A 22,211-nucleotide genomic window follows, 5' to 3' on the forward strand; every position below is an offset into this window, starting at 1 on the left:
ACTCTCCACCTGACACGCCTCGGGAGGAAAGGAGCGGTGCTGGCCGCCGTCCTCATGGCGGGCACGGCCCTGGCCGCTCCCGTCGCCCAGGCCGCCCCGGACCCGGTTCCCGACCTCGTGTGCCGCCTCGACGCCGAGGTGAACTTCAGTCCGCCGCTCGGCGTACTGGTCCGGGAGGCCGACGTGAGCGGGCACATCGGGTACCGGGACTGCAGGTCGCCCAACGGGGCGGCGCCGGAACTGACCGACATCGTCTTCGACGTCGCCGGAACGGGCAGATTCGGCGGGCTGCCGGTGCCGACATTCTCGGTGGAGGGCAACGGCGTGGGCATGTGGAACACCGGCGAGGTCGGCGGGCTCTACTTCAAGGGTGACCTCAAGGAGGGCAGCCCTGTCCCGGACCGCACCGTGACGGAAGGACCGCTCGCCGGCGACGGGATCAACGGGCTGCAGATCCCCAAGCCCCGCTTCGACAAGATCAACCCGGAGGGCGTCGCGGGCTTCGACGTCTTCGGCCAGGTGTGCTTCTGGAACGGCGAGAAGGGCCGGTGCACGGCGTACTGAGCCGATGACACGAACGGGGGGTGGTGCGGGCCGATCGGGCCCGCACCACCCCCTTCGCCGTACGAGTCGTGCGAGCTGTGCGAGCCATACGAGCCGTGCGACTCGCACTCGTCGTACGTGTCGTACGTGTCGGACGGGCCCTCAGTCGGCCAGCGCCTTCAGCGTCTCCCGCAGCACCACCGGGTCGTACGGCATGGCCAAGTGCGTCGCGCGGTTCCCCGGGGCGAGGGTCTGGAGACAGAGGTTCGTGACCATGTGCTCCGGCCGGGTGGGCCGCAGCTGCTGCGACTCGGGCGGCTGGACCAGCTCGTCGCGAGTCGACCAGATGACGGTATAGCCGACCCCGTCGACGGTGTCGCCCGGTGTCACCAGTTCGCTCACGAACTCCGAGTCGTGCAGCAGCTGGGTGAACGCGGGGCTCACCCGGAACAGCACCTGGTCCTCCACGACCCCCTGCACACCCGGGACTTGACGGACCAGCGCCGTCAGCCCCGCCACGTCGACCCCATGACTGCTCGGCGCGATTCCCACGACGCGCCGCACCTTTCCGGCCCCGCCGAGGAACTTGAGGTAGTAGTGCGGCAGTATCCCGCCCTGCGAGTGGCCGACGAGGTCCACCTTCGCCGCCTCGGTGTCCGCCAGCACCCGGTCGACGAAGTCCGCGAGCTCCCGGGCCGAATTCCGGATGTCGCCGAGTCCGTACAGCCGTGGCAGGGTCGGCAACTCCCCGTAGTTCAGCCGGAAGACCCGGTGGCCCGCGGCTCTGAGCGCGGGCGCCGCCTTGCGCCAGACGGACTCGCGGTCGCCCAGCGTGCCGTGCGCGAGCACCACCGGGTACGGGCGCTGCTCGCTCGGCGGCCGGCCCCAGTCGTCATCGGCGGCGGGGTCGAGGGCGGAGCCGATCCGGTGGCCGACGGACTGGGCGTTGCCGGACAACCGCTCGGGCGTCCGGGCCAGTTCGGTCGCGGCGCTGTCGGAGTTGATGCCGGGGATGCGGGGCAGGGACATACGGCCTCCTCGGGCTCGGGAATCGGGACGTGAGAGTTGGGTGCGCGAGACGCCCGACCGGGGAGACCCGGCCGGGCGTGAGGGCTGGACGCATGAATCAGCAGTCAGTCGTCGGCAGGCAGCTCTCGGAACCCGGTCAGCGTGTGGAACCCGCGGTCGTGCCACAGCAGCGGCCTCCCGCCGTTCACCTCCACCGCCATCACGCGCCCGACGACCACGTGGTGATCGCCGTACGGACGTACGTCCTCGACCAGGCACACCGACCACGCCAGCGCGTCGGCGAGCACCGGCAGACCGAGCACCTGCCGTACGTGGCTGCCGGCGAAGCGGCGTCCCGGCGGCACGGAGGGATCGGCGAAGAGGTCGGCGACCGGCCTCTGATGTGCCGTCAGCAGGCTTACAGCGAAGGCGCCTTGGGCTCGCAGAGCGTTCAGGGTGCGTGAACTGCCGCGCAGACAGGCGAGGACGAGCGGCGGCCTGGCCGACAGGGACGTCAGCGCGGAGACAGTCATCCCGGTGGGGCGGCCGGTGCCGTCCAGGGCCGTGACGACGGTGACTCCGGCCGTGAGCTTGGCGTAGAGACCGAGGCAGCGGACGGTGTCGGGACCGGGCTCGTCCCGCAGGGTGTCCCATCCCGCGGTGGCCGGAGCCAGGTCAGCCATGCGCGGAGGCCGCGGTGTCGGCGAGTGCGGCCGGCGCGGGTGTGACCCGGCCGAGCAGTCCGCGCAGGATCCGCTCGATGTTGGTGCGCAGGGTCGAGTCGGCCACCGGATCGAGGAGTTCCGCCAAGGTGGGGATGCCCAGGTCGAACACGGCGTCGAAGGTCACGGCCGTACCGTCCTCGCCGGACGCGCACCGCCAGGTGCCCTCGAAGAGTTCGAAGTCGCCGGTGAGCTGGGTGAATCCGATGGTCCGGGTCTCCGGGAAGAACGCGTCGCGCTCCGACCAGCGCATCAGGCCGTTTCGGAAACGGACGGTCCAGTCCGACACCACCGTGCCGTCGTCATGGGGTGGATGGACCGCGACCTCGCGGACGGTTTCGGTGACTTCGGGATAGCGGCGGAAGTCCCGGATCCGCTGGTACGCGGTCTCGGGGTCGACGTCGTGAGCGGTCAGTCGTACGGTCACATGACGCATGGGGGTTCCCTTTCCGCAGATGGTCTTACTGGTCACTGATGGCAGTGCTCCGGTGCCCGGCGCTCCGGAGGTCAGCCGACGCGCGCCGCGACGACGCGCAGCCCCTCGGCCAGAGCGGTGAGAAACAGCCGTACCTCCTCGTCGCCGACGATCGCGGGCGGTGTCAGCCGCAGCACCCGCGTGGCGTTGAGGGAGTGGTTCACGAGGACACCGCGCCCGACCAGTTCCAGGATCAGCTCACCGACGGCCCGCTCCTCGGCGAGCTCCAGGCCGATCAGCAGTCCCCGTCCCCGTACGTCGTGCACCAGGCCGCCGGCGTAGGGGGAGCAGGCGGCCCGGACGCCGGTGAGCAGCCGGTCGCCCAGAACCTCGGCGCGGCTGATGATGTCCTCCCGGTCCAGTGCCTCGACCGCGGCCCACGCGGCGGCACAGGCGATCGGTGAGGCGGCGAACGTCGAGGTGTGCAGGTAGGGGTCGCGGGAGAACGGGCGGTACGCCGCCTCGGTGGCGACCATGGCCGCGACCGGGACCACACCGCCGCTGAGGCCCTTGCCGACGAGGAGCACATCCGGGGCCACGTGCTCGGCGCCCTCGGCGTCCATGCCCCACCACGAGCCCAGCCGCCCGAGGCCCGTCTGGATCTCGTCGACGATGAGGAAGGCCCCGGACGTCCGGCACAGCTCGCCCACCTCCGCCAGATATCCGGGCGGTGGAATGCGTACGCCTCCCTCTCCCTGCACCGGCTCGACGATCACGCAGGCACGTCGGCCGAGTTCGGCGAGGGTGGCGGCCATCGCGTCCGTATCCCCGTACGGCACCGCCGTGCTGTCCGGCAGAAGGGGCTGGAAGGGCTCTTGGTACTTCGGGTTGGCGGTGGCGGTGAGCGCGCCCAGGGTCTTGCCGTGGTAGCCGCCGGTCGTGCTGACGAGAGCGGTGTGGCCGTGCGCCCGGGCCAGCTTGAGACCGGCTTCGGTGGCCTCCGCCCCGGAGTTGACGAAGTGGACGCGGTCGAGACCGGCCGGAGTCCGCGCCGCCAGGGCCTGCGCCGCGCGGGCCGCGACCGGCTCCAGGAAGACTCGCCCGGCCAGCGGATGCGAGTCCACCTGATGGTGCACGGCCGTCGTCACGGAGGGGTGCCGGTGCCCCAGGATGAAGACGCCGTACCCGCCGAAGTCGAGATAGCGGCGGCCGTCCTCGGTGAACACCCACGCACCGTCGGACCCCGTCTCCAGCATGCCTCCGAGCACCGATCCGAGGACGGCACGGCCGGAGGACAGGTGCTCGCGATAGAGCCGGGCGATGTGCGCGCGGTCCACGGCGCCGTGGGCGACGGCGGTCACCGCGGCCGTCACGACGCCAGCTCCCTGGTCTCCGCGTTCTGCGACGCCTTCTGTGGCGGCTGCTGCGCCCGGCGCTGGGCGCGCATGCCGCCGCGCCCCGTGGACCACGCGGTCAGGTTGCGGACCAGCGCCTGCCGGAGGGACTCCTTGGAGAGGGCGGAGCCGCAGTGCGGCGAGCCCAGGGACGACTCGAAGGGCAGCGCCCGCTGGAAGACCAGCAGCAGTTCCGCGTAGGTGTGGAAGCGCCGACGCAAGGACTCCGGGAACGTGGGGCCCTCGATCAGCGGCAGCAGCAGACGGTGCACCGACTCCAGCGGAATGAGCCGGGGCGGATGAGGCCTCGGCCCGTACCGTTCCGCGAACTCCAGGCAGGTGTCGACCACGTCGCGCTGCAACAGCGCCTGCGCGCCGGCCGTCAGCCAGTACTCGCCCGCGGTGACCCCACCACGCAGCAGATCGCCCACCGCACGGGCGACGACATCCTGCGGCACCATGTCGATCCGAGCCTCGGGCGCGCCCGGCAGCACCGGCACCTGGCCCTTGACGATGGCGCCCAGCGCCCGTGTCAGCCCCTGCATTCCGGCGATACGGCCGGTGACGGAGTCGCCCATCACCACCGACGGACGCAGGATCACTCCCGGCACCGGCGCCTCGCGGACGACCCGCTCGGCCGCGGTCTTGGAGGCGAGATAGGCAGCGGCTCCGGGGAAGCGCTCCTGCTCCTCCGGGGCCAGCGGATTGGCGACGAAGGCGGTGCTCATGTGGTAGAAACGCGCGCCGGCGCGGGCGGCGAGGTCGAGCATCGCGAGGGTTCCGTCGAGGTTGGCGCGCCGGATCGAATCCGGCTCGGCCTTCCAGTTGGTGGCGGCGGCGGAGTGCACGACCAGATCCACTTCGCCGGCGAGCCGCTCGAAGTCCGCCGGTGTCAGACCGAGTCCGGGCTCCAGCAGATCCGCGCGAATCTCACGGACCCGACGGTCGTTCACCGGAGTGCGATGGCGCAGGCAGACGATCCGGAAGTCCTGCGCCAACTCGTCGATCAGGGCTCTGCCGAGCACTCCGGCACCGCCGGTGAGCAGCACCGTGGGACGTTCCACGACCGGTGGCGGACTGGGCGGAGCGCTGGGCCGGGGCCGGGACTGAGGCATGTTCGTGTTCCCCCTCGGTCGGGTGAGCGGATGGTGCCGGTCATGCGATGACTCGTGTCAGTCGGTTGTCGGACGGGGACTTGGGGCGTATGGGGTGGGGTGCGGGCCGACTTGGGGCGTACGGAGCTGAAGTGCGGGGCGACTTGGGGCGTACGGCGTTGAGGTGCGAGCCGATTCGGGGCGTACGGCGTTGAGGTGCGAGGCGGTCCGGGGCGTACGGCATTGCGGTGCGAGGCGGTCCGGGGCGTACGGTCGCCAGTGTGCGCGCCGACTCCGGCCGGGCCGCGTGTCAAAGTCCGCGGGTCAGATCCGTGTCGCTCAGGTCAGGTCCGTGCCTGCCGGATTCAAGTCCGTGCCGGCCGGAGCCGAGCCGTCAGGCGATACCACCCGACGACAGGGGCGAAGTCGACGTCGGCTGAGGTGGGTTGCTCTCAGGCGATCGTCAGCGGCTCGTCCGCGAGATACGCGGACAGTGGGCCGGTCATCCGTGACCGCGACGGCGGATGCAGGGCGAGCCCGTTGGCGCAGGCGGCGAGGTAGCCGACCTCGTCGGACGTCATGAAGTTGAGCCCGCCGAGGAGCTCGACCGCCCGGGGGACGATCCGGGCGAGGGCGTCCTGCACGGTGTAGCGCGCGTACAGCGAGTCGGCGAGTGCGGACTCGTCGGGAATGCCCTCGTCGACGCGTCGGGCCAGGCCCTCGGCGGCCGCCATCGCCCCTTCGATCTCCACGAGCAGCCGGACCCGCTCGGCATCGGGCACCCGGTCGTTGAGCAGCACTCGCTCCACCAGCGCGCTCGCGGCGCCGAGATAGCTGCCCGTCATCAGCAGTTCGAACCAGACCAGACCCGCGGTCTGCACCGCGTCCAGGCGGGCTCCGGCCGGCGACGCGGTCCGCACCAGGAGTTCCTTCGGCACCAGTACGTTGTCCAGGGTGACCTGGTCGCTCTCGGCGCCCGCGAGAAAGGTGCTCGACCAGAAGCCACTGACGCTCAGCCCCTCGCTCTCGGCGGGGACGAGCGCCACGGCCAGCTCCTGGCCCTCCCCGTCCTCGCAGGGCACCATCACGCTGGCGGTGAGCAGATCCATGGAACGGGCCAGGCTGCACGGCCGTTTCACGCCGGTGATCCGCACCCCCTCGGGCGTCACCGTGGCGGACATCGACGGCGACAGAATGCCGGTGCCGCTGCGCCCTTCTGCGAAGCCGGACGCCATGAGCCGGTTGTCGGACGCGACGCCCTCGATGAGCATCCACTCCAGTCCCTCGCCGGAGTCGCTCAGTCCGACCAGGGTGGCCATCGAGAAGTGGTGCATGGTCGTCGCCACCGCGAGCGAGGGCGAGCGGCTGCCCAGCGCGCGCTGCACCCGTAGCGCCTCGAGTGCCGTGGCGCCTCTGCCTTGAAAGGCGGCCGGGGCAAGCAGCCCGGGTCCGCCGTTCTCCCGGAACAACCGGATTCCCGGACTCTTCGGACCTTCCAGTGTCATCAGCGGCAGGGCCCGCAGACTCTCGTCGAGGCCGGGCAGCAGTTTGCCGAGGGCCGCGCGCTCACGCTCCAGGAATCTCATGTCGTCGCCTGCTCCTTGGTGCTCAGGTGTCGTCGGCAGCGTCGTTTCTGTTTACGCGCGAACCGCGAAGACCCCTCGGGCCGAGTGATGTTGGAGCCATGCGGTGGGGGAGCAGTCCCGGGTGGGCCCGGGTGGGGTCAGCGACCGTGGCGCCGAGTCGAGTCGCGTACGACGATGTGGGTGCCGAGCACCTGGTGTCGGCTCCCCGGGAAGTCCTCGCGGTGCAGCGCCGACCTGACGGCCGTGCGGGCCAGTTCCAGGCCCGGCACCCGGCTGAGAAGCTCACCCTGGTGGAGCGCTCCGGGGCGGCGACCGCGGGAGCACGGCCGGGACCGGGCGCGGCGGGACGACCCGCGGCGGGGCGGCCGCCCGGTCGTGCCACGGGTCAGGAGGACCGGCGGGTGAAGCGCGCGGTGATCGTGACGAACGTCAGCGGCTTCAGCATGCTGGCCTGGTTCCAGGTCATACCGAACTCCTTGCGGTCCACCGGGATTTCGGCGGTGAGGGTGACCGCGTCCGCCGAGACCTCGGACGCCTCCGCCGTGAAGGACAGCGCGCGGCTCACGCCGATCACCGTCAGGTCACCGGTGACCCGGGCGGTCCCGTTGCCGACCGGGGTCACATCGGTGGCGGTGAAGACGAGCGAGGGGTGCTTGTCGACGTCGAAGAAGTCCGCGGAGCGCAGGTGGGTGTCGCGCTTGGCGTTCTTGGTGTCCACGGAGGCGGCGTCGATCGTGACGCTGCCGTGCGCGCTGCCCCCGGCGAGCACTTCGCCGTCGCCGCTGACCTCGGTGAAGACGCCCTTGACGTTGACCAGGCCCCAGAACGTCTTGTGCTGGATACGGACGGTGGTGCCCGCCGGGTCGAGGGTCCAACGACCGGCGGCGACATCCGCGAGCGAGCCGGAGTGGGGGGAGTTCGAGGTGGTGTCGGACATGGCCGTTCATGCCTTTCGTGAGCGGTCAGGGGGAGCCGGACGTGATCCGGGCGCTGGAGCGGGCGGTCGGCGGTGCGCTTGAAGAATCAATACACCGCTAGCTATTACATTGGCAGCTATTAGGTAGCTCGCGAGATAATAGCTGTGCGGGGTATCCTCGGCAAGGGGCCAGGACTCGGTATCGAGTGGGCCAGGACGTGGGAACGGACGACGGGAGCCAGCGTATGGGGGAGCCCCAGCGGACAGTGGAGCGGGTCGAGTGCCCCGGTGTGGCGGACCAGTGCCCGAGCGCGGAGGAGACCGACCTGCTGCAGCGCTGGAACGCGCTGGCGACGGGATTCCGGGAGCTCACCGACGAACTCCTCGCCGAGGCGCAGCGTGAGGTCGGCCTGCCGGCCTCGTCACTCGAAGTGCTCTGCTTCCTGGTCGCCTCGCCGGATCAGGCCGCCCCGATGCGGCTGCTCTCCCAGACGCTCGGCTTCTCCACCGCGGGGACGACCGGAGTGGTCGACCGGCTGGCCGACGCGGGGCTCGTCGAGCGCCGCCCGTCGAGTTCGGACCGCAGGGTGACGTACACGGTGCTGACCCCGCTCGGCCGGGAGACCGCGACGACCGCGGCCAAGGTGTTCGCCGACGCGGTGCGACGCCGCGTCGTGGAACCCCTGGGCGAGGAGGGCTTCGCGTCCTTCGCCCGCGCCTTCGCCACCCTGGGCATCGTGGACGACGAGCCCTGTGCAGGTCCCGCGGAGTCCAGCTGACGCCGGTGCCTGTACGCGGCCGCGCACCTCGGCACGGCCCTGCACCGGCCTGTCGGCTTCGAGCCGGCGCCGATCCGTGCCGGCACCCTTCGACCTGTTGATCAGCGCGACGCCGAGCACCGTGACCGCACCGCCGACGAGCGCGACGGGACGCGGTGCTTGGTCGCCGGCGGCAGCCGGGCCACCGCGTACCCCCAGCGTCGTCCTGGCGCCCCGGCCGGCTCTCCCGGAAGGTCTCGACGGCGTCCGGCTGCACCCGCTCGCACAGCCGGTGAGCCGTACCGTCTTCACCGTGAGCCGGTCGGACACCGCTCGCCGCCCCGACATCCGACAGCTGGTCGAGCTGCTCCGAGAGGCTGCCACCGCACGTGCGGTATAAGGTCCTTGCCCCGTTCCTGGGACCGGCCGGCCCGTGCTCCTGTTCAATGGGGCTGGACAGTATCGGCCCGTGAGAGGAGCCGCCCGTGTCTCCTGAGCCCGTGCCGCCCGTCGGCGGGCGCATTCGGCAGGCGCGCCTCGAGCGGGGGATGAGCCTGCGTGGCCTCGCGCGGGAGATCGGGGTCTCCGCGAGCCTCATCTCGCAGATCGAGACGGGCAAGAGCCAGCCGTCGGTGAGCACGCTGTACGCGATCACGACGGCGCTCGCCATCTCGGTCGAGTCGCTCTTCGACGCGCAGGACACGGGTGTTGAGGCCCCGCTCGCGGTGGGGTCCTTCCCGCCCGTCTCCGTCCCACCCGGCGCCGCGCCGCGCGGCTCCGCCACCGGCTCCGTACCGTCCGGCACCGTGCTGCACGCCCTCGCCGCCTTCGCCGCGGATCCGGGGCGCCGCATCGGGCCATTGGTCGGCGCCGGGCGGCGGGAGACGCTGGAGCTCGACTCGGGTGTGGTGTGGGAACGTCTCGGCCATGTTCCGGGCACCGACGTCGACTTCCTGCTGGTGACCTACCGGCCCGGCGGCACCTCGTCCAGTTCCGGTGGTCTGATGCGGCATGCGGGCACCGAGTACGGCTACCTCACCTCCGGCGAACTCGTCCTCACCCTCGGGTTCGAGGAGTACACGCTGCGCCCCGGCGACGCGGTGTGCTTCGAGTCGACCACCCCGCATCGCTACCGCAACGACGGTGCCGAACCTGCCGTTGGGGTGTGGTTCGTGTTCAGTAGCGCTTGACACTTCCCTCGAGCGGTCGTTCACTCCGGATGACGGAGGTGGTCGCCATGGCGATCCGCACATTCGGGCCGAACGCCGTCGACTGGGAAGAGCGCGTCGACCTGGACCGGCTGCGCAGAGAGCGCCTGGCCCGGCTGAACGAGGCCCTCAACGCTTCCGAGTTGGGCGCGCTGCTCAGCTTCGACTTCGCCAACATCCGCTATATGTCGTCCACCCACATCGGTACGTGGGCCATGGACAAGCTGATTCGCTTCGCGCTTCTCGTACGGGGCGGCGAACCGATCGTCTGGGACTTCGGTTCCGCCGCCCGCCACCACCAGCTCTACAACCCCTGGCTGGACTACAGCGACGGCAAGGGCGGCCCGCCCACCGGCGCCCGTGCCGGCATCTCCACCCTGCGGGGCGCCTTCCACCCGGAGGCCGGTATCGCCGAGGACGTCGCCACGAAGATCGCCACCGAACTGCGCGAACACGGCCTGGCGGGCGAGCCGTTGGGCGTCGACCTCGCCGAGATGCCCGTCCTCATGGCGCTGCGCGCCCAGGGCATCGACGTCGTCGACGGACAACAGGTCTTCCTCCGGGCCCGCCGCACCAAGACCGCCGACGAGATCTCCCTCCTCGCCCAGGCCTGCGCGATGGTCGACGCGGCGTACGAGGAGCTGTACGGATTTCTGCGCCCGGGCGTGCGGGAGAACGAGTGCGTCGGACTCGTCAGCAAGGTTCTCTACGACCTGGGCAGCGAGTACGTCGAAGGCGTCAACGCCATCTCGGGCGAGCGCTGTTCACCCCACCCGCACGTCTACAGCGACCGGCTCATCCGCCCCGGCGACCCCGCCTTCTTCGACATCCTGCACAGCCACCTGGGCTACCGCACCTGCTACTACCGCACGTTCGCAGCCGGCAGCGCGTCGAGCGCGCAGCGCGACGCGTATCTGAGGTGCCGGGAGTACATGGACGAGGCGATCTCGCTGGTGCGGCCGGGCGCGACCACCGCCGACATCGTCCAAGTCTGGCCGCGCGCCGAGGAGTTCGGCTTCCCCGACGAGACCGCAGCCTTCGCCCTCCAGTACGGCCACGGGGTCGGCCTGTCCATCTGGGAGAAGCCCATCTTCAGCCGGCTCGTCTCGCTCGACCATCCCGAAGTCCTGGAAGAGGGGATGGTGTTCGCCCTGGAGACCTACTGGCCCGCCAAGGACGGCTGGTCGGCGGCGCGCATCGAGGAGGAACTGGTCGTCACCGCCGACGGCTGCGAGGTGATCACCAAGTTCCCGGCCGAGGAACTGCTCGTCGCGGGCCGCAAGTACTGGACCGTGGGCGGAGAGCTGAACACGCGGCGCGAGGCGCAGTCCCATCTCAACACCCGCCGCGACAACGGGGCGCGCTGATGGACGCGGCCGAACTCCTCCCCCTGTACGAGCAGATGGCGCTGATCCGCCGCACCGAACGGGCCGCCCATGACCTGTTCATGTCCGGACTCGTCAAAGGCACCACCCACCTCGCCGCCGGGCACGAGGCGATCGCCGTCGGCGCGAGCGCGGCGCTGCGCCCCGACGACTACGTCTTCGCCACCTACCGTGGCCACCACCACGCCCTGGCCCGTGGCGCAACCCCCGAGGAGTGCCTCGCCGAACTCATGAGCCGGGCCACGGGGTTGTGCCGTGCCAAAGGCGGCTCGATGCACCTCACCAAGGCGTCTGTCGGCATGCTCGGTTCGTACGCCATCGTGGGCGCCCATCTGCCGATGGCGGTCGGCGCCGCCTGGTCGGCCCGACTGCGTGGCACCGAGCAGATCGCGGTGGCCTTCTTCGGGGACGGCGCGACCAACATCGGCGCCTTCCACGAGGCGCTCAACCTGGCCGCCGTATGGAAGCTGCCCGTGCTCTTCGTCTGCGAGAACAACCTCTATATGGAGTACACGCCCATCGCCGAAGTGACGGCGGTGGCCCGTCCCGCCGCCGACCGGGCGTCCGCGTACGGCATCCCGGGAGAGGTCGTCGACGGCAACGACGTGGTGCTCGTCCGCGAGGCGGTGGCCGGGCTGGCCGACCGAGCCCGTGCGGGGGAGGGGCCCGGTGTGCTGGAGGCGCTGACCTACCGCCACTTCGGGCACAGCCGGGCCGATCCGGCGACCTACCGACCGGCCGAGGAGGTCGAGCGCTGGCTGAAGCACGACCCGCTCGATCTCGCCCGCGCCCGGCTCGAGGCCCTCGGCGCCGACACGACGGACGTCGACGCGCGCGTCGAGAAGACCGTCGCGGCGGCTGTCGAGGCCGCCAGGAACGCGCCCGCGCCCGATCCGGGCGAGGCGCTCACCGACGTATGGGCGGACGGGGGTGCGGCATGGCGGACATGACGGGAGAGCGGATGACCACCGGCCGCCCCCTCACCTATCGCGAGGCGGTCGCCGAGGGCATCGCCCGCGAGATGCGCCGCGATCCGACGGTCGTGTGCCTGGGCGAGGACATCGGCGCCGCGGGCGGAGTCTTCAAGACAACTGCCGGACTGCACAAGGAGTTCGGTCCCGAACGGGTGTGGGACACGCCCATCTCCGAGCAGGCGATCGTGGGTGCGGCCATGGGTGCCGCGATGACCGGAATGCGGCCGGTCGCGGAGATCATGTTCTCCGACTTCCTGGCCTGTTGCTGGGACTATCTCGCCAACGAGATCCCGAAAGTCCGGTACATGACAGGCGGTCAGGTCACGGTTCCGCTGGTCGTCCGCACGGCGAACGGCGGCGGACTCGGCTTCGGCGCCCAGCACTCGCAGGCCACCGAGAACTGGGCGTTCACCGTCCCCGGTCTGAAGATCGCGGCTCCGGCCACACCCGCCGATGCGATCGGCATGATGGCGGCGGCCATCCGCAGCGACGACCCGGTGGTCTTCTTCGAGCACAAGGGACTGCTCGCGACCAAGGGGCCGCCCGCACCGCCTGGCCACCTCGTCGAACTGGGGCGCGCGGCCGTCGTACGCGAAGGCGGCGACATCACGCTCGTGGCACTCGCCTCGATGGTGCCCGTGGCTCTCACGGCCGCCGAACGGCTCGCCACGGAGGGCATTTCGGCCGAGGTGATCGACCTGCGCTGCCTGGTGCCGCTGGACACCCGGGCCGTCCTCGCCTCCGTCGCGAAGACCTCGCGGCTCGTCACCGTCGAGGAGAACCCGTACCAGGGCGGCTGGGGCGGCACCCTCGTCTCGGTCGTCGTCGACGAGGGCTTCGGCCTGCTGGACGCGCCGGTGTGCCGGGTGGCGGGGGAGTGCGTCCCGCTGCCCTTCGCGGACGCGCTCGAAGAGCGGGTGATCCCCACGGTCGACAAGGTCGTGGCAAGGGTCAGGGACCTCGCCGCGTACTGACCCCCACCCGTACTCCGTACCGAACATCCCATGGGAGGAAGGGCGATGACCAAACGGATGCTCCTGCGCTCGGGCCATGTCGTCTCGATGGACCCCGACATCGGGGATCTGCCCCAGGGGGACGTCCTCATCGAGGACGGGAAGATCGCGGCGGTGGAACGCGAGATCGCCGCCGACGCCGAAGTGCTCGACATGAAGGGCCGCATCGTCATCCCGGGCTTCGTGGACACCCACCGTCACACCTGGGAGGCGCCGATCCGCGGCTGCGCGCCCGACGCCACGCTCGACGACTACTTCGTCGACGTGCTCGACACCTTCGCCCCCGTCTACACGCCCGAGGACGTGTACGCGGGCAACCTCGCGGGCTCGTTGGAGTGCCTCAACGCCGGCATCACCACGCTCGTCGACTGGTCGCACATCAACAACACGCCGGGGCACCCCGACGCCGCGCTCCAGGCGCTGACCGAGACGGGCATCCGCGCGCAGTACGCGTACGGCAGTGCCAACACCTCGCTCGCCGACTACTGGTTCGACAGCAAGATCGCGATACCGGGTGACGACGTACGGCGCATACGGGACCGTTACTTCGCTTCCGACGACGGACTGTTGACCATGGCGCTGGCCACCCGCGGCCCCGGCTTCTGCATCAACGACGTCGTCACCGCCGAGTGGGGCCTCGCCCGCGAGCTGGGCATCCCGATCACCGTGCACGTGGCCATGGGCCGCCTGGCCGGCCGCTTCGGCATGGTGAAACAGCTCCACGACCTCGGCCTGCTCGGTCCCGACACCACCTACGTCCACTGCTGCTACTTCAGCGAGGAGGAGTGGCGCATGGTCGCCGACACCGGCGGTACGGTCTCGATCGCGCCGCAGGTGGAGACACAGATGGGGCACGGCTGGCCGCCCGTGATGAAGGCGATCGAGTGCGGGCTGCGGCCTTCGCTGAGCATCGACGTCGTGACCACGGTCCCCGGCGACATGTTCACCCAGATCCGCGCGGCCTTCGCAGCGGAACGCGCCCGCGTCAACGCCGAGTGCTGGAAGGCCGATGTGGGCATCCCCGACACGATGTTGACCGCACGTCAGATGCTGGAGATCGCCACACTCAGCGGCGCGCACGTCGCGAGGCTGGAGGACCGGACCGGTTCCCTGACCCCGGGCAAGCGGGCGGACATCGTGGCGATCGACGCCACGGCGCTCAATGTGGCGCCGGTGCACGACGCCGCGGCCGCCGTCACGCTGAGCGCGGACGTGTCCAACGTGGAGACCGTCATCGTCGACGGGGTGATCCGCAAGCGGGACGGCCGGCTGCTCGCCGATGCCGAACGGGCGCGGCGGCTGGTCGAGGAGTCACGCGACCGCCTCGTGGCGGCGAAGGCGGCGAGGGCCAAGGCATGACGAACTTCCTGGTGCGGCGGGCCGCGGACGCCCCCGAGGTGGCGTACGACCCGCACGGCTTCCATCGGCGCACGGTCGTCGGCGAGGCGGACGGCAGCGTGCACACCGGCTTCGGCATCTGCGCGTTGCGGCCCGACGGTGTGGTGGGCGCACACGTGCACTCGTACGAGGAGACCTTCCACATACTCTCCGGGACGGTCGTCCTCGATGTGCCGGAAGGCTCGTACCTCCTCGAAGAAGGGGACTACGGGCTGCTCCCCACCGGTGTGCCGCACGCCTGGCGCGGCGCCGGGGACACCGTCGGGCGCTGGGCCGACATGCTCGCGCCGGTCCCGCGGGCCCGCTACGGGTACGACACCCGGGCGGTGCCCGCGCTGCCGGAGCGGGAGCCTGTCCGGATCGACGTCCGTGACCCGCGCACCCGGTCGTTCGGGCACTTCGAGCCCGACCTGATGGATCCAGGCAAGCAGTCCCAGGACCTCCTCGCCGTCTCGGCCAGCATGCGCACGGCGCTGCTCGTCTACAGCGGCATCACCGTGAAGACGATGGTGGACAGCGACCTCGGGGCGGTGGCCTCGACCATGTTCATGGTGCAGTACGCGTCCGACGGCATGGCGGGCACGCACGACCATCCCTTCGAGGAGACGTACCTGATTCTCGAAGGCACGGTGGACGCCACCTTCGACGGCGAACGTCACCGGCTCGGCGTCGGCGACGCCGCCTGGGCGGGCGCCGGTTGCGTCCACGGGTTCGCCAACGCCGGTCGGGGGCCGGTGCGTTGGCTGGAGACACAGGCTCCGCAGCCGCCGCCGCGCCACTCCTACCGCTTCACCCGGGACTGGGACTATCTGCGCGAGGCGCTGGAGGAGAAGCCGTGAACGTGGCTGGAGGAGAGGCCATGACCGTGGTCGTCATCGGCGGTACGTCGGGAATCGGGCGCGAGATCGCCCGGTTCCGCGCGGAGCGCGGCGACAAGGTCGTCATCACCGGCCGCGACGCGCACCGGGCCGACACGGTGGCCAAGGAGATCGGCGCGGCCCGTGGCCTCGCCCTCGACCTCTCCAGGCCACGGGAGATCGCCGCGGCGCTGGCCAGCGTCCGCACCGTCGACCACCTGGTGCTGGCGGGCATCTCCCGTGACGACAACAGCGTCGCGGAGTACGACATCGACGCGGCGCTCCACCTGGTCACCCTCAAGCTGGTCGGCTACACGGAGGTCGTGCACACGCTCCGCCCGCGACTGCACGACGGGAGCGCGATCGTGCTCTTCGGCGGCCAGGCGAAGGAGCGGCCCTATCCCGGCGCGACAACGGTGGCGACCGTGAACGCGGGGGTGACCGGTCTGGTGCACACCCTCGCCACCGAGCTGGCTCCAGTCCGGGTGAACGCCGTGCACCCGGGGGTCGTCGGCGACAGTCCGTACTGGTCGGCGAAGCCCGACGAGGTGCTCGCGGGCCTGCGCGCGCGGACCCCGACGGGGCGGCTCGCCGCCATGCGCGACGTGGTGGACGCCGTGGACTTCCTGCTCCGCAACCGCTCGGTCAACGGGGTCGATCTCGCCGTCGACGGAGGATGGCTGCTCCGATGACGATGATGCCGGTGAGGATGCGGCTCGCGGTGATCGGGACCGGGCGCATGGGCGGCGCGATGGTGCGGCGGCTGCGGCGCGCGGGGTTCGAGGTGACGGCCTACAACCGCTCGCGCGACAAGGCCGAGGCGGTGGCCGCCGGTGCGGGAGCCACCCTCGCGGCCACCGCCCGTGAGGCCGCCGCGTCCGCGGACATCGTGCTGGTCTCGCTCGCCGACGACGCGGCCGTGAGCGCGGCATACGGCGGAGGGGACGGGATCGCGGCCGGGCTCCGCCCCGGCAGCGTGGTGCTGGAGACGAGCACCATCGCCCCGGAGACGGTCGCGGTCCTGCACACCCTCGTCGACAAACAGGGTGCGACCCTGCTCGACACCCCCGTATCGGGGAGCGTGAGTTTCGTCGAGCAGGGCAGGCTGACCGTGCTGGCGGGTGGCTCCGGCGAGGCACTGGACCGGGTACGCCCCGTGCTCGACGCGCTGGCCGAGCGGGTCTTCCACGTGGGCGACAGCGGCACAGGAGCGGCGATGAAGCTGGCCGTCAACTCCGTTGTCCACGGGCTCAATCAGGCCCTGTCGGAGGCGCTGGTGCTCGCCGAGCGGGCGGGGATTCCCAGGGAGTCCGCGTACGAGGTGTTCGCGGCGAGTGCTGTGGCGGCACCCTTCGTGCAGTACAAGCGGGACGCGTTTCTGCATCCGGACGAGACACCCGTGGCCTTCACCCTGGAACTCGTCGCCAAGGACCTGGACTTGATCCTGGACCTCGCCGGTCGGGTCGGCGCGGCGATGCAACAGGCCCGTCTCAACGGCCGGTTGGCCCGTACGGCCGCCGAAGGAGGCTTCGGCGGCCGGGACCTGAGCGCGATGGCGGAGTTCCTCAGGTCGGGCGGGCCCGATGTTCCCGAGCCCTGCTAGGCCCAGGACTGACGTTCTCCGGCTCGAAGTCGGCGTGCTCGTGTCGATCCGGTCTCGGGCGGTCTCGGTCCCGGGCGTCGGGCAACTCCTCTGCTCGACAAGGCCTGTTCACCCTGTCGGCCTGCGTTCGACAAGGTGTGCGAGCAGTCTGTCATCCCGGATCAGTGCGGCGCGTTCCTCCTCGCAGGTCCCGCCCCACACCCCGGACGTCTGCCGGTTGCTGAGGGCCCAGGCCAGGCACTCGCTGGTCACCGGGCAGCGGGAACAGACGCGCTTGGCGGCGGCGATGTCTTCCAGCGCCGGCCCTTTCGTGCCCACGGGGAAGAACAGATCCGGGTCCGCTTCCGCGCAGGCAGCACTCCGCAACCACTCCATGCGGGCGCGGGTGCCCAGGACGGATGGGTGGAAACCGACCGCAGGGGATCTTCCCAAGGGGCCGCCGGGCGGTCTATAGTCCAAAACTAGCAGTGCTAATTAATTGTTCGCTGATCAACCCTTCGGTGATCAATCGTTCGGTTCCCGTGATCCGGTGATCCCGCGATCGCGTGACCCGGTGATCCTGTGATCCGGTGTCCCTCAGGAGTCCTGCCGTGCGTCCCGTCCACTTCGCGGCCGCCCGCCGCACCCCCATCGGCAAGTTGCGCGGAGCCCTGTCCTCCGTGCGGCCCGACGACCTCGCCGCGACCGTCGTCCGCGGCCTGGTCGCCGAGGTGCCCGCGCTCGACCCGGCCCGCATCGACGACGTCTACTGGGGCGCCGCCAACCAGGCGGGCGAGGACAACCGCAATGTGGCCCGGATGGCCGCGCTGCTCGCCGGGCTGCCCGAGTCCGTGCCCGGCGCCACGGTCAACCGGCTCTGCGCCTCCGGCCTCGAAGCGGTCACCACGGCGGCCCGCGCCATCGCCGCCGGCGAGGCCGACATCGTGCTCGCCGGCGGTTCCGAGTCCATGAGCCGCGCCCCCTTCGTCCTGCCCCGCCCCGACGAGGCCCTGCCGCCCCGCATCGAGACCATCGACACCCGGCTCGGCTGGCGTCTGGTCAACCCCGCGATGAAGGAGCTGCACGGGCTCCTGTCGATGGGGGAGACCGCCGAGGAGGTCGCCGAGCGGTACGGCGTCTCGCGCGAGCGCCAGGACGCGTTCGCGCTGCGCAGCCACCAGCGCGCCGCGGACGCCCGCAAGAACGGGCACTTCGACGCCGAACTACTGCCCGTGGAGCGTCCCGACGGTGTCGTCGTCGACAGTGACGAATGCGTACGGGAGGACACCTCGCTCGACAAGCTGTCCCGCCTCAAGCCGGTGTTCCGCGAGGGCGGCACGGTCACCGCGGGCAACGCCTCGCCGATGAACGACGGCGCGGCCGGAGTCCTGCTGGTCAGCGAGGAGGCCCTGAACGAACTGGGGCTGGAGTCCCTCGGACGCTATGTCGCCGGCGCCTCGGCCGGCGTCCACCCCGACGTCATGGGCATCGGCCCCGTCCCCGCCACGCAGAAGGCACTCGGGCGCGTCGGCTGGAGCATCGGTGACATCGAGGAGGCCGAGTTCAACGAGGCGTTCGCGGCGCAGGCCCTCGCCAGCGTGGACCGCCTGGGCATCGACCCGGACCTCGTCAACCCGACCGGCGGCGCCATCGCCCTCGGCCACCCGCTCGGCTGCTCGGGCGCCCGTATCCTCACCACTCTGCTGCACCGCATGCGCCGCACGGGAGCCGCGCGCGGCCTGGCCACGATGTGCGTCGGCGTCGGCCAGGGCAGCGCCGTCCTGATCGAGCGCGGCTGAAGTCCCGTACTCCGCCCAGCGAGAGTCCGCCTGCGAGTTTCCATGAGTTCTGGGGCGCCCGCCAAGTGCCCGTGAATACGTGGCCGGGGCTGTCGCCAGACCGTGGGCAGCCCCCAACCGGTTCAGAGCCGCACCAGCAAGGAAACGGAGCATTCCTCCATGGCAACCCTGTCCCTCGCCGCGAACCTCGCCGAGAACGCCCGCCGCCGTCCGGACCGGACGGCGCTCGTCGAGGGCGAGCTGCGTCTCACCTTCGCCGAGGTGTGGCGGCGCGCCCGGGCCCAGGCCGGCGCCCTCGTCGGCCTGGGCGTGCGGCCGGGGGACCGGGTGGCGCTGATGGCGCCGAACACGGCGGAGTTCCCGCACGCCTACTACGCGATCGCGGCGGCGGGCGGTGTGGTCGTCCCCGTCCATCTGCTGCTGTCGCAGGCCGAGGTCGAACACGTAGTCAACTACCCGTCGCTAAGGCGATGGGCTTGCACACCGGGCATCACTGGCGGTGATGTGTCGTTTGCGTCCAGCCCCACTCGGTGGTGTTCGGGATGGGGCAGGGGCCGTTGACGTGACCCCGCGTCGCCACAACTCCCAGGCGCGGGCCCGGATATTGCGGGAGCCATTCCGGTCCGCGTGATCAACGAATCCGCAGTTCCGGCACGCGAACCAGGCCTGCGAGACCCGGTTCGCCCTGTCGAGGTGCCCGCACTCGGCGCAGGTGCGGGATGTGTACGCCGGATCGACGTACACCACCGGCACTCCCGCCCGGCGGGCCTTGTATCCGATGAACGCTCCCAGCTGGGCAAAGGACCAGCTGGAGTGGGTGGCCCGTTGGGGCTTGCGAAGCCGTACCCGCTCGCGGATGCCTGTCAGGTCTTCAAGGGCGATCCCGCGACCGGTGCGTTCTGCCTCGGCCACCACATGCTTCGCGATCTTGTGGTTGATGTCCCTCGCCCGCCGGGCTTCCTTGCCCCGCCGCTTCTTGGCACGGCGTTTGGCGGACGGGGTGTTCTTCTTCTGCAGCTTGGCCCGCAGGCCGCGCTCGCGGACCCGGATGCGGTTCAGCTCGCGCCCGGCCATGATTTCGCCGTCCGAGGTGGTGGCGATGTTCACGATGCCCAGGTCGACCCCGACGAAATCCACCGGAGTCGGGTTCAACTCCGTCTCGGGGACCTCGCACGTGGCGTTCAGGAACCACATGCCGTCCCGTTCCAGCAGGTCGGACTCACCCTTGCGGTACAGGGCCAGCGTGGCCAGCTGCTCCGGTGAGGCGGTAAACGCCACGCCCCTGAGGCGGCCCGCCACGGTCCAGATCGACACCGTCCGGTCCGGGATCTGCCAGGACAGCATGCGGTCGTCGTATGGCTGCGCGCCCTGCGGGCGGAAGGCGATCGGCTTCTCGGTCGCCCGGCGGTAACGGCGGGAGCCAACCTGCCCCAGATTTCCTGCCGTCAGGTTCGCCTTCAGCACGATGTACGCGTCACAGGTCTTCTTGATCGCGTGCTGGGCGGCCTGCGCGCCCAGGTTCCAGCGGGACTTGACCTCGCCGTAAGTGAGCTTGCGCAGGGCGAAGTTCTTAAACTCCCCGCGCACGAAGGCGATCTCGCTCACCCAGGTGGCGGCCTCGTTGCACGCCCGCAGGGTCGCCTCAAGCACCGACGCCTGCACAGGCGTCGGCAGCAGCTTCACCTGCACCACCAACTTCACTCCCCCAGGCTAGCTACAAGAATTGATCTGTGTCACCGAGATGGGAACCAAACCCCCATATACGCAGGGGACGTAGCGTCGTCTATTCTCTGCACGCACACTTGGTCTTCACCCCGAAGTACCGGCGCGGTCCGTTCACCGACGAGATCCTCACGCACTGCGAGGAGATCATGCGGGACGTGTGCGCGGATTTCGGCGCTGAGCTGCACGAGTTCAACGGCGAGAAGGACTATGTGCACCTGCTGGTCCACTACCCGCCCAAGATCGCTCTGTCCCGGCTGGTCGGCTCGCTCAAAGGCGTCTCCGCGCGCCGCCTGCGCCAGGAATTCCCCGACCACATCCGCCGCTACCTGTGGGGCGACCACCTCTGGTGCCCGTCCTACTTCGCCGCCTCCGCAGGTGGCGCACCCCTCACGGTCATCAAGGAGTACATCGACAACCAGAAACGTCCCGGGTGAGCCATCAGCGGCTCCGCCGCCACGACACGGCGGCGCTCCGCACCGCCCCACCAAGGATGCGATTTCACCCAGGCGTAAACGCCCGGGGCTCCTCGCAAGAATCAAGCTGAAGGACAGCGGCGCGAGCCTGCTGCTCTGCCACCCGGCGCAGGCCGACACCGGCGCCGCCGCCGCACGGGCCCTCGGCGTCCAGGTCGTCACGCTGGGCGCCGAGTTCGAGAAGCTCGCGGCCGACGCCGAACCGCTGCCGTCGTACGTCACCCGCGAGGCGGACGACCCCGCGGTCGTCTTCTACACCAGCGGCACGACCGGTGTCCCCAAGGGCGCCGTACTCAGCCACTTCAACCTGGTGATGAACGCGACGGTCAATGCCTTCGACGCCAACGACATCCGCCCCGACGACATCGCGCTGGGCGCGCTGCCGCTGTTCCACGCCTTCGGGCAGACGGTGTCCATGAACTCGACCTGGCGGGCGGGGGCGATGCTCGTGTTGCTGCCGCGCTTCGACGCGGCGCGCGCCATCGAGTTGATGGTCGAAGAGCGTGTGAACACCTTTCACGGGGTGCCGACGATGTTCGTGGGTCTCGCGGCCGCGGCCAGCACGGCGGAGACTTTGCCCGAACTGCGCGTGTGCGTCTCCGGAGGCGCCTCGCTGCCGGTCGCCGTACTGGAACGCTTCGAGGAGGCGTTCGGGGCGAAGATCTACGAAGGGTACGGACTGTCGGAGACCTCGCCGACCGCGTCCGTGAACCAGCCCCTGTTCGGCATGAAGGCGGGCACCATCGGCCACCCGCTCTGGGGCGTGGACGTGGAGATCGCGCGCGCCGAGGTCGAGGGGCGCGTCGAGCTGCTGCCGCCGGGGGAGCTGGGCGAGGTCGTCATCCGCGGCCACAATGTCTTCTCCGGCTATCTGGGCCGGCCCGAGGCGACCGCGGAGGCCGTGGTCGACGGCTGGTTCCGCACCGGTGACCTGGGCACCAAGGACGACGAGGGCTTTCTCAGGATCGTCGACCGCAAGAAGGACGTCATCATTCGCGGCGGCTACAACGTCTACCCGCGAGAGGTCGAGGAGGTTCTGGTGCGTCACCCCGGCATCGCCCAGGTCGCGGTGATCGGCCTGCCGGACGAGCTGCACGGCGTGGAGGTGTGCGCGGTCGTCGTGCGCGCTCCGGGAACCGCGCAGGACGCGGTGGAGATCACCGACTGGTCCAAGAAACACCTGGGCCGCCACAAGTACCCGCGTCGCGTGGAGTTCACCGACGCGCTTCCGCTTGGCCCGAGCATGAAGGTCCTCAAGCGGGAGCTGCGGGCGCGCTACAGGAGCTGACGCGGCGGGTCTCCTTGCGCGACGGTCCTGCTGAAGGGGTCAACTGGCGAGACGCTCCTTACGTCAGGAGATA

General features: G+C 70.6%; 23 protein-coding genes and 1 pseudogene. 14 read left to right on the forward strand and 10 right to left on the reverse strand.

Annotated features, from left to right (window positions below):
* The first annotated feature begins 36 nt into the window (after positions 1-36).
* A complete protein-coding gene (locus AB5J53_RS41900) occupies positions 37-564 on the forward strand; it encodes a hypothetical protein (RefSeq protein ID WP_369250820.1) in 528 nt (175 codons plus the stop codon).
* 141 nt (positions 565-705) lie between these two features.
* On the opposite strand, the gene AB5J53_RS41905 is transcribed toward AB5J53_RS41900, so the two are convergent.
* From AB5J53_RS41905 to AB5J53_RS41940, 8 genes are all read right to left on the reverse strand, one after another.
* Positions 706-1,572 (reverse strand): esterase/lipase family protein, encoded by an 867-nt coding sequence (locus tag AB5J53_RS41905; RefSeq protein ID WP_369250821.1) that lies wholly within the window; start codon positions 1,570-1,572, stop codon positions 706-708.
* Between the two features lie 104 nt (positions 1,573-1,676).
* The gene (locus AB5J53_RS41910) at positions 1,677-2,234 is read right to left on the reverse strand and encodes a flavin reductase family protein (protein WP_369250822.1); all 558 of its coding nucleotides are present in this window, start codon (positions 2,232-2,234) and stop codon (positions 1,677-1,679) included.
* A complete protein-coding gene (locus AB5J53_RS41915; RefSeq protein WP_369250823.1) occupies positions 2,227-2,709 on the reverse strand; it encodes a type II toxin-antitoxin system RatA family toxin in 483 nt (160 codons plus the stop codon). Before AB5J53_RS41915 ends, AB5J53_RS41910 begins: the two co-directional genes overlap by 8 nt.
* Positions 2,710-2,780: 71 nt before the next feature.
* Positions 2,781-4,061, reverse strand: coding sequence for an aspartate aminotransferase family protein (locus AB5J53_RS41920; protein WP_369250824.1), 1,281 nt, complete (start codon positions 4,059-4,061; stop codon positions 2,781-2,783).
* Positions 4,058-5,197, reverse strand: coding sequence for an SDR family oxidoreductase (locus tag AB5J53_RS41925; RefSeq protein WP_369250825.1), 1,140 nt, complete (start codon positions 5,195-5,197; stop codon positions 4,058-4,060). The genes AB5J53_RS41920 and AB5J53_RS41925 overlap by 4 nt, the downstream gene beginning before the upstream one ends.
* A gap of 431 nt (positions 5,198-5,628) precedes the next feature.
* On the reverse strand, positions 5,629-6,762 hold the full coding sequence (locus AB5J53_RS41930; RefSeq protein WP_369250826.1) for an acyl-CoA dehydrogenase: 1,134 nt from the start codon (positions 6,760-6,762) through the stop codon (positions 5,629-5,631).
* A gap of 137 nt (positions 6,763-6,899) precedes the next feature.
* Positions 6,900-7,031: a hypothetical protein gene (locus AB5J53_RS41935; RefSeq protein WP_369250827.1), complete on the reverse strand. Its 132-nt coding sequence runs from the start codon at positions 7,029-7,031 to the stop codon at positions 6,900-6,902.
* 116 nt (positions 7,032-7,147) lie between these two features.
* Complete coding sequence (locus tag AB5J53_RS41940) at positions 7,148-7,699, reverse strand: YceI family protein (protein ID WP_369250828.1); 552 nt, start codon at positions 7,697-7,699, stop codon at positions 7,148-7,150.
* A gap of 224 nt (positions 7,700-7,923) precedes the next feature.
* Between AB5J53_RS41940 and AB5J53_RS41945 the strand changes: the two genes are divergently transcribed.
* From AB5J53_RS41945 to AB5J53_RS41985, 9 genes are all read left to right on the forward strand, one after another.
* On the forward strand, positions 7,924-8,457 hold the full coding sequence (locus AB5J53_RS41945; protein WP_369250829.1) for a MarR family winged helix-turn-helix transcriptional regulator: 534 nt from the start codon (positions 7,924-7,926) through the stop codon (positions 8,455-8,457).
* A gap of 464 nt (positions 8,458-8,921) precedes the next feature.
* Positions 8,922-9,626: a helix-turn-helix domain-containing protein gene (locus AB5J53_RS41950; protein WP_369250830.1), complete on the forward strand. Its 705-nt coding sequence runs from the start codon at positions 8,922-8,924 to the stop codon at positions 9,624-9,626.
* 47 nt (positions 9,627-9,673) lie between these two features.
* A complete protein-coding gene (locus AB5J53_RS41955) occupies positions 9,674-11,011 on the forward strand; it encodes a M24 family metallopeptidase (protein ID WP_369250831.1) in 1,338 nt (445 codons plus the stop codon).
* Positions 11,011-11,979 (forward strand): thiamine pyrophosphate-dependent dehydrogenase E1 component subunit alpha, encoded by a 969-nt coding sequence (locus AB5J53_RS41960; RefSeq protein WP_369250832.1) that lies wholly within the window; start codon positions 11,011-11,013, stop codon positions 11,977-11,979. The genes AB5J53_RS41955 and AB5J53_RS41960 overlap by 1 nt, the downstream gene beginning before the upstream one ends.
* Positions 11,967-12,977: an alpha-ketoacid dehydrogenase subunit beta gene (locus tag AB5J53_RS41965; RefSeq protein ID WP_369250833.1), complete on the forward strand. Its 1,011-nt coding sequence runs from the start codon at positions 11,967-11,969 to the stop codon at positions 12,975-12,977. Before AB5J53_RS41960 ends, AB5J53_RS41965 begins: the two co-directional genes overlap by 13 nt.
* 45 nt (positions 12,978-13,022) lie before the next feature.
* Positions 13,023-14,375, forward strand: coding sequence for an amidohydrolase family protein (locus tag AB5J53_RS41970; RefSeq protein WP_369250834.1), 1,353 nt, complete (start codon positions 13,023-13,025; stop codon positions 14,373-14,375).
* The gene (locus AB5J53_RS41975; RefSeq protein WP_369250835.1) at positions 14,372-15,253 is read left to right on the forward strand and encodes a cupin domain-containing protein; all 882 of its coding nucleotides are present in this window, start codon (positions 14,372-14,374) and stop codon (positions 15,251-15,253) included. The genes AB5J53_RS41970 and AB5J53_RS41975 overlap by 4 nt, the downstream gene beginning before the upstream one ends.
* Before the next feature lie 20 nt (positions 15,254-15,273).
* The gene (locus AB5J53_RS41980; RefSeq protein ID WP_369250836.1) at positions 15,274-15,963 is read left to right on the forward strand and encodes an SDR family NAD(P)-dependent oxidoreductase; all 690 of its coding nucleotides are present in this window, start codon (positions 15,274-15,276) and stop codon (positions 15,961-15,963) included.
* Positions 15,960-16,874, forward strand: coding sequence for an NAD(P)-dependent oxidoreductase (locus AB5J53_RS41985; protein ID WP_369250837.1), 915 nt, complete (start codon positions 15,960-15,962; stop codon positions 16,872-16,874). Before AB5J53_RS41980 ends, AB5J53_RS41985 begins: the two co-directional genes overlap by 4 nt.
* Before the next feature lie 108 nt (positions 16,875-16,982).
* Here the strand turns inward: AB5J53_RS41985 and AB5J53_RS41990 are convergent, their stop codons facing one another.
* Complete coding sequence (locus tag AB5J53_RS41990; protein WP_369250838.1) at positions 16,983-17,249, reverse strand: WhiB family transcriptional regulator; 267 nt, start codon at positions 17,247-17,249, stop codon at positions 16,983-16,985.
* 215 nt (positions 17,250-17,464) lie between these two features.
* Between AB5J53_RS41990 and AB5J53_RS41995 the strand changes: the two genes are divergently transcribed.
* Together AB5J53_RS41995 and AB5J53_RS42000 are read left to right on the forward strand one after the other, a co-directional pair.
* Positions 17,465-18,652: an acetyl-CoA C-acyltransferase gene (locus AB5J53_RS41995; protein WP_369250839.1), complete on the forward strand. Its 1,188-nt coding sequence runs from the start codon at positions 17,465-17,467 to the stop codon at positions 18,650-18,652.
* Between the two features lie 159 nt (positions 18,653-18,811).
* Positions 18,812-19,102, forward strand: a pseudogene (locus AB5J53_RS42000) (AMP-binding protein); the annotation flags it as partial.
* Positions 19,103-19,114: 12 nt separating this feature from the next.
* Here AB5J53_RS42000 and AB5J53_RS42005 read toward each other — a convergent pair.
* Positions 19,115-20,353: an RNA-guided endonuclease InsQ/TnpB family protein gene (locus AB5J53_RS42005; RefSeq protein ID WP_369250840.1), complete on the reverse strand. Its 1,239-nt coding sequence runs from the start codon at positions 20,351-20,353 to the stop codon at positions 19,115-19,117.
* Between the two features lie 59 nt (positions 20,354-20,412).
* Here AB5J53_RS42005 and tnpA point away from each other — a divergent pair, with 59 nt between their 5' ends.
* Positions 20,413-20,811: an IS200/IS605 family transposase gene (tnpA, locus tag AB5J53_RS42010; RefSeq protein WP_369252803.1), complete on the forward strand. Its 399-nt coding sequence runs from the start codon at positions 20,413-20,415 to the stop codon at positions 20,809-20,811.
* Positions 20,753-22,138: an AMP-binding protein gene (locus tag AB5J53_RS42015; protein WP_369250841.1), complete on the forward strand. Its 1,386-nt coding sequence runs from the start codon at positions 20,753-20,755 to the stop codon at positions 22,136-22,138. Before tnpA ends, AB5J53_RS42015 begins: the two co-directional genes overlap by 59 nt.
* Positions 22,139-22,211 lie beyond the last annotated feature (73 nt).

This window comes from Streptomyces sp. R41 (assembly GCF_041053055.1).
Classification (GTDB): domain Bacteria; phylum Actinomycetota; class Actinomycetes; order Streptomycetales; family Streptomycetaceae; genus Streptomyces.

Coding starts and splice junctions, on each gene's coding strand:
- AB5J53_RS41905 (WP_369250821.1), bottom strand. CDS start 1,572: ATGTCCCTGCCCCGCATCCCCGGCATCAACTCCGACAGCGCCGCGACC.
- AB5J53_RS41910 (WP_369250822.1), bottom strand. CDS start 2,234: ATGGCTGACCTGGCTCCGGCCACCGCGGGATGGGACACCCTGCGGGAC.
- AB5J53_RS41915 (WP_369250823.1), bottom strand. CDS start 2,709: ATGCGTCATGTGACCGTACGACTGACCGCTCACGACGTCGACCCCGAG.
- AB5J53_RS41925 (WP_369250825.1), bottom strand. CDS start 5,197: ATGCCTCAGTCCCGGCCCCGGCCCAGCGCTCCGCCCAGTCCGCCACCG.
- AB5J53_RS41930 (WP_369250826.1), bottom strand. CDS start 6,762: ATGAGATTCCTGGAGCGTGAGCGCGCGGCCCTCGGCAAACTGCTGCCC.
- AB5J53_RS41940 (WP_369250828.1), bottom strand. CDS start 7,699: ATGTCCGACACCACCTCGAACTCCCCCCACTCCGGCTCGCTCGCGGAT.
- AB5J53_RS41945 (WP_369250829.1), top strand. CDS start 7,924: ATGGGGGAGCCCCAGCGGACAGTGGAGCGGGTCGAGTGCCCCGGTGTG.
- AB5J53_RS41955 (WP_369250831.1), top strand. CDS start 9,674: ATGGCGATCCGCACATTCGGGCCGAACGCCGTCGACTGGGAAGAGCGC.
- AB5J53_RS41960 (WP_369250832.1), top strand. CDS start 11,011: ATGGACGCGGCCGAACTCCTCCCCCTGTACGAGCAGATGGCGCTGATC.
- AB5J53_RS41965 (WP_369250833.1), top strand. CDS start 11,967: ATGGCGGACATGACGGGAGAGCGGATGACCACCGGCCGCCCCCTCACC.
- AB5J53_RS41970 (WP_369250834.1), top strand. CDS start 13,023: ATGACCAAACGGATGCTCCTGCGCTCGGGCCATGTCGTCTCGATGGAC.
- AB5J53_RS41975 (WP_369250835.1), top strand. CDS start 14,372: ATGACGAACTTCCTGGTGCGGCGGGCCGCGGACGCCCCCGAGGTGGCG.
- AB5J53_RS41980 (WP_369250836.1), top strand. CDS start 15,274: ATGACCGTGGTCGTCATCGGCGGTACGTCGGGAATCGGGCGCGAGATC.
- AB5J53_RS41985 (WP_369250837.1), top strand. CDS start 15,960: ATGACGATGATGCCGGTGAGGATGCGGCTCGCGGTGATCGGGACCGGG.
- AB5J53_RS41990 (WP_369250838.1), bottom strand. CDS start 17,249: ATGGAGTGGTTGCGGAGTGCTGCCTGCGCGGAAGCGGACCCGGATCTG.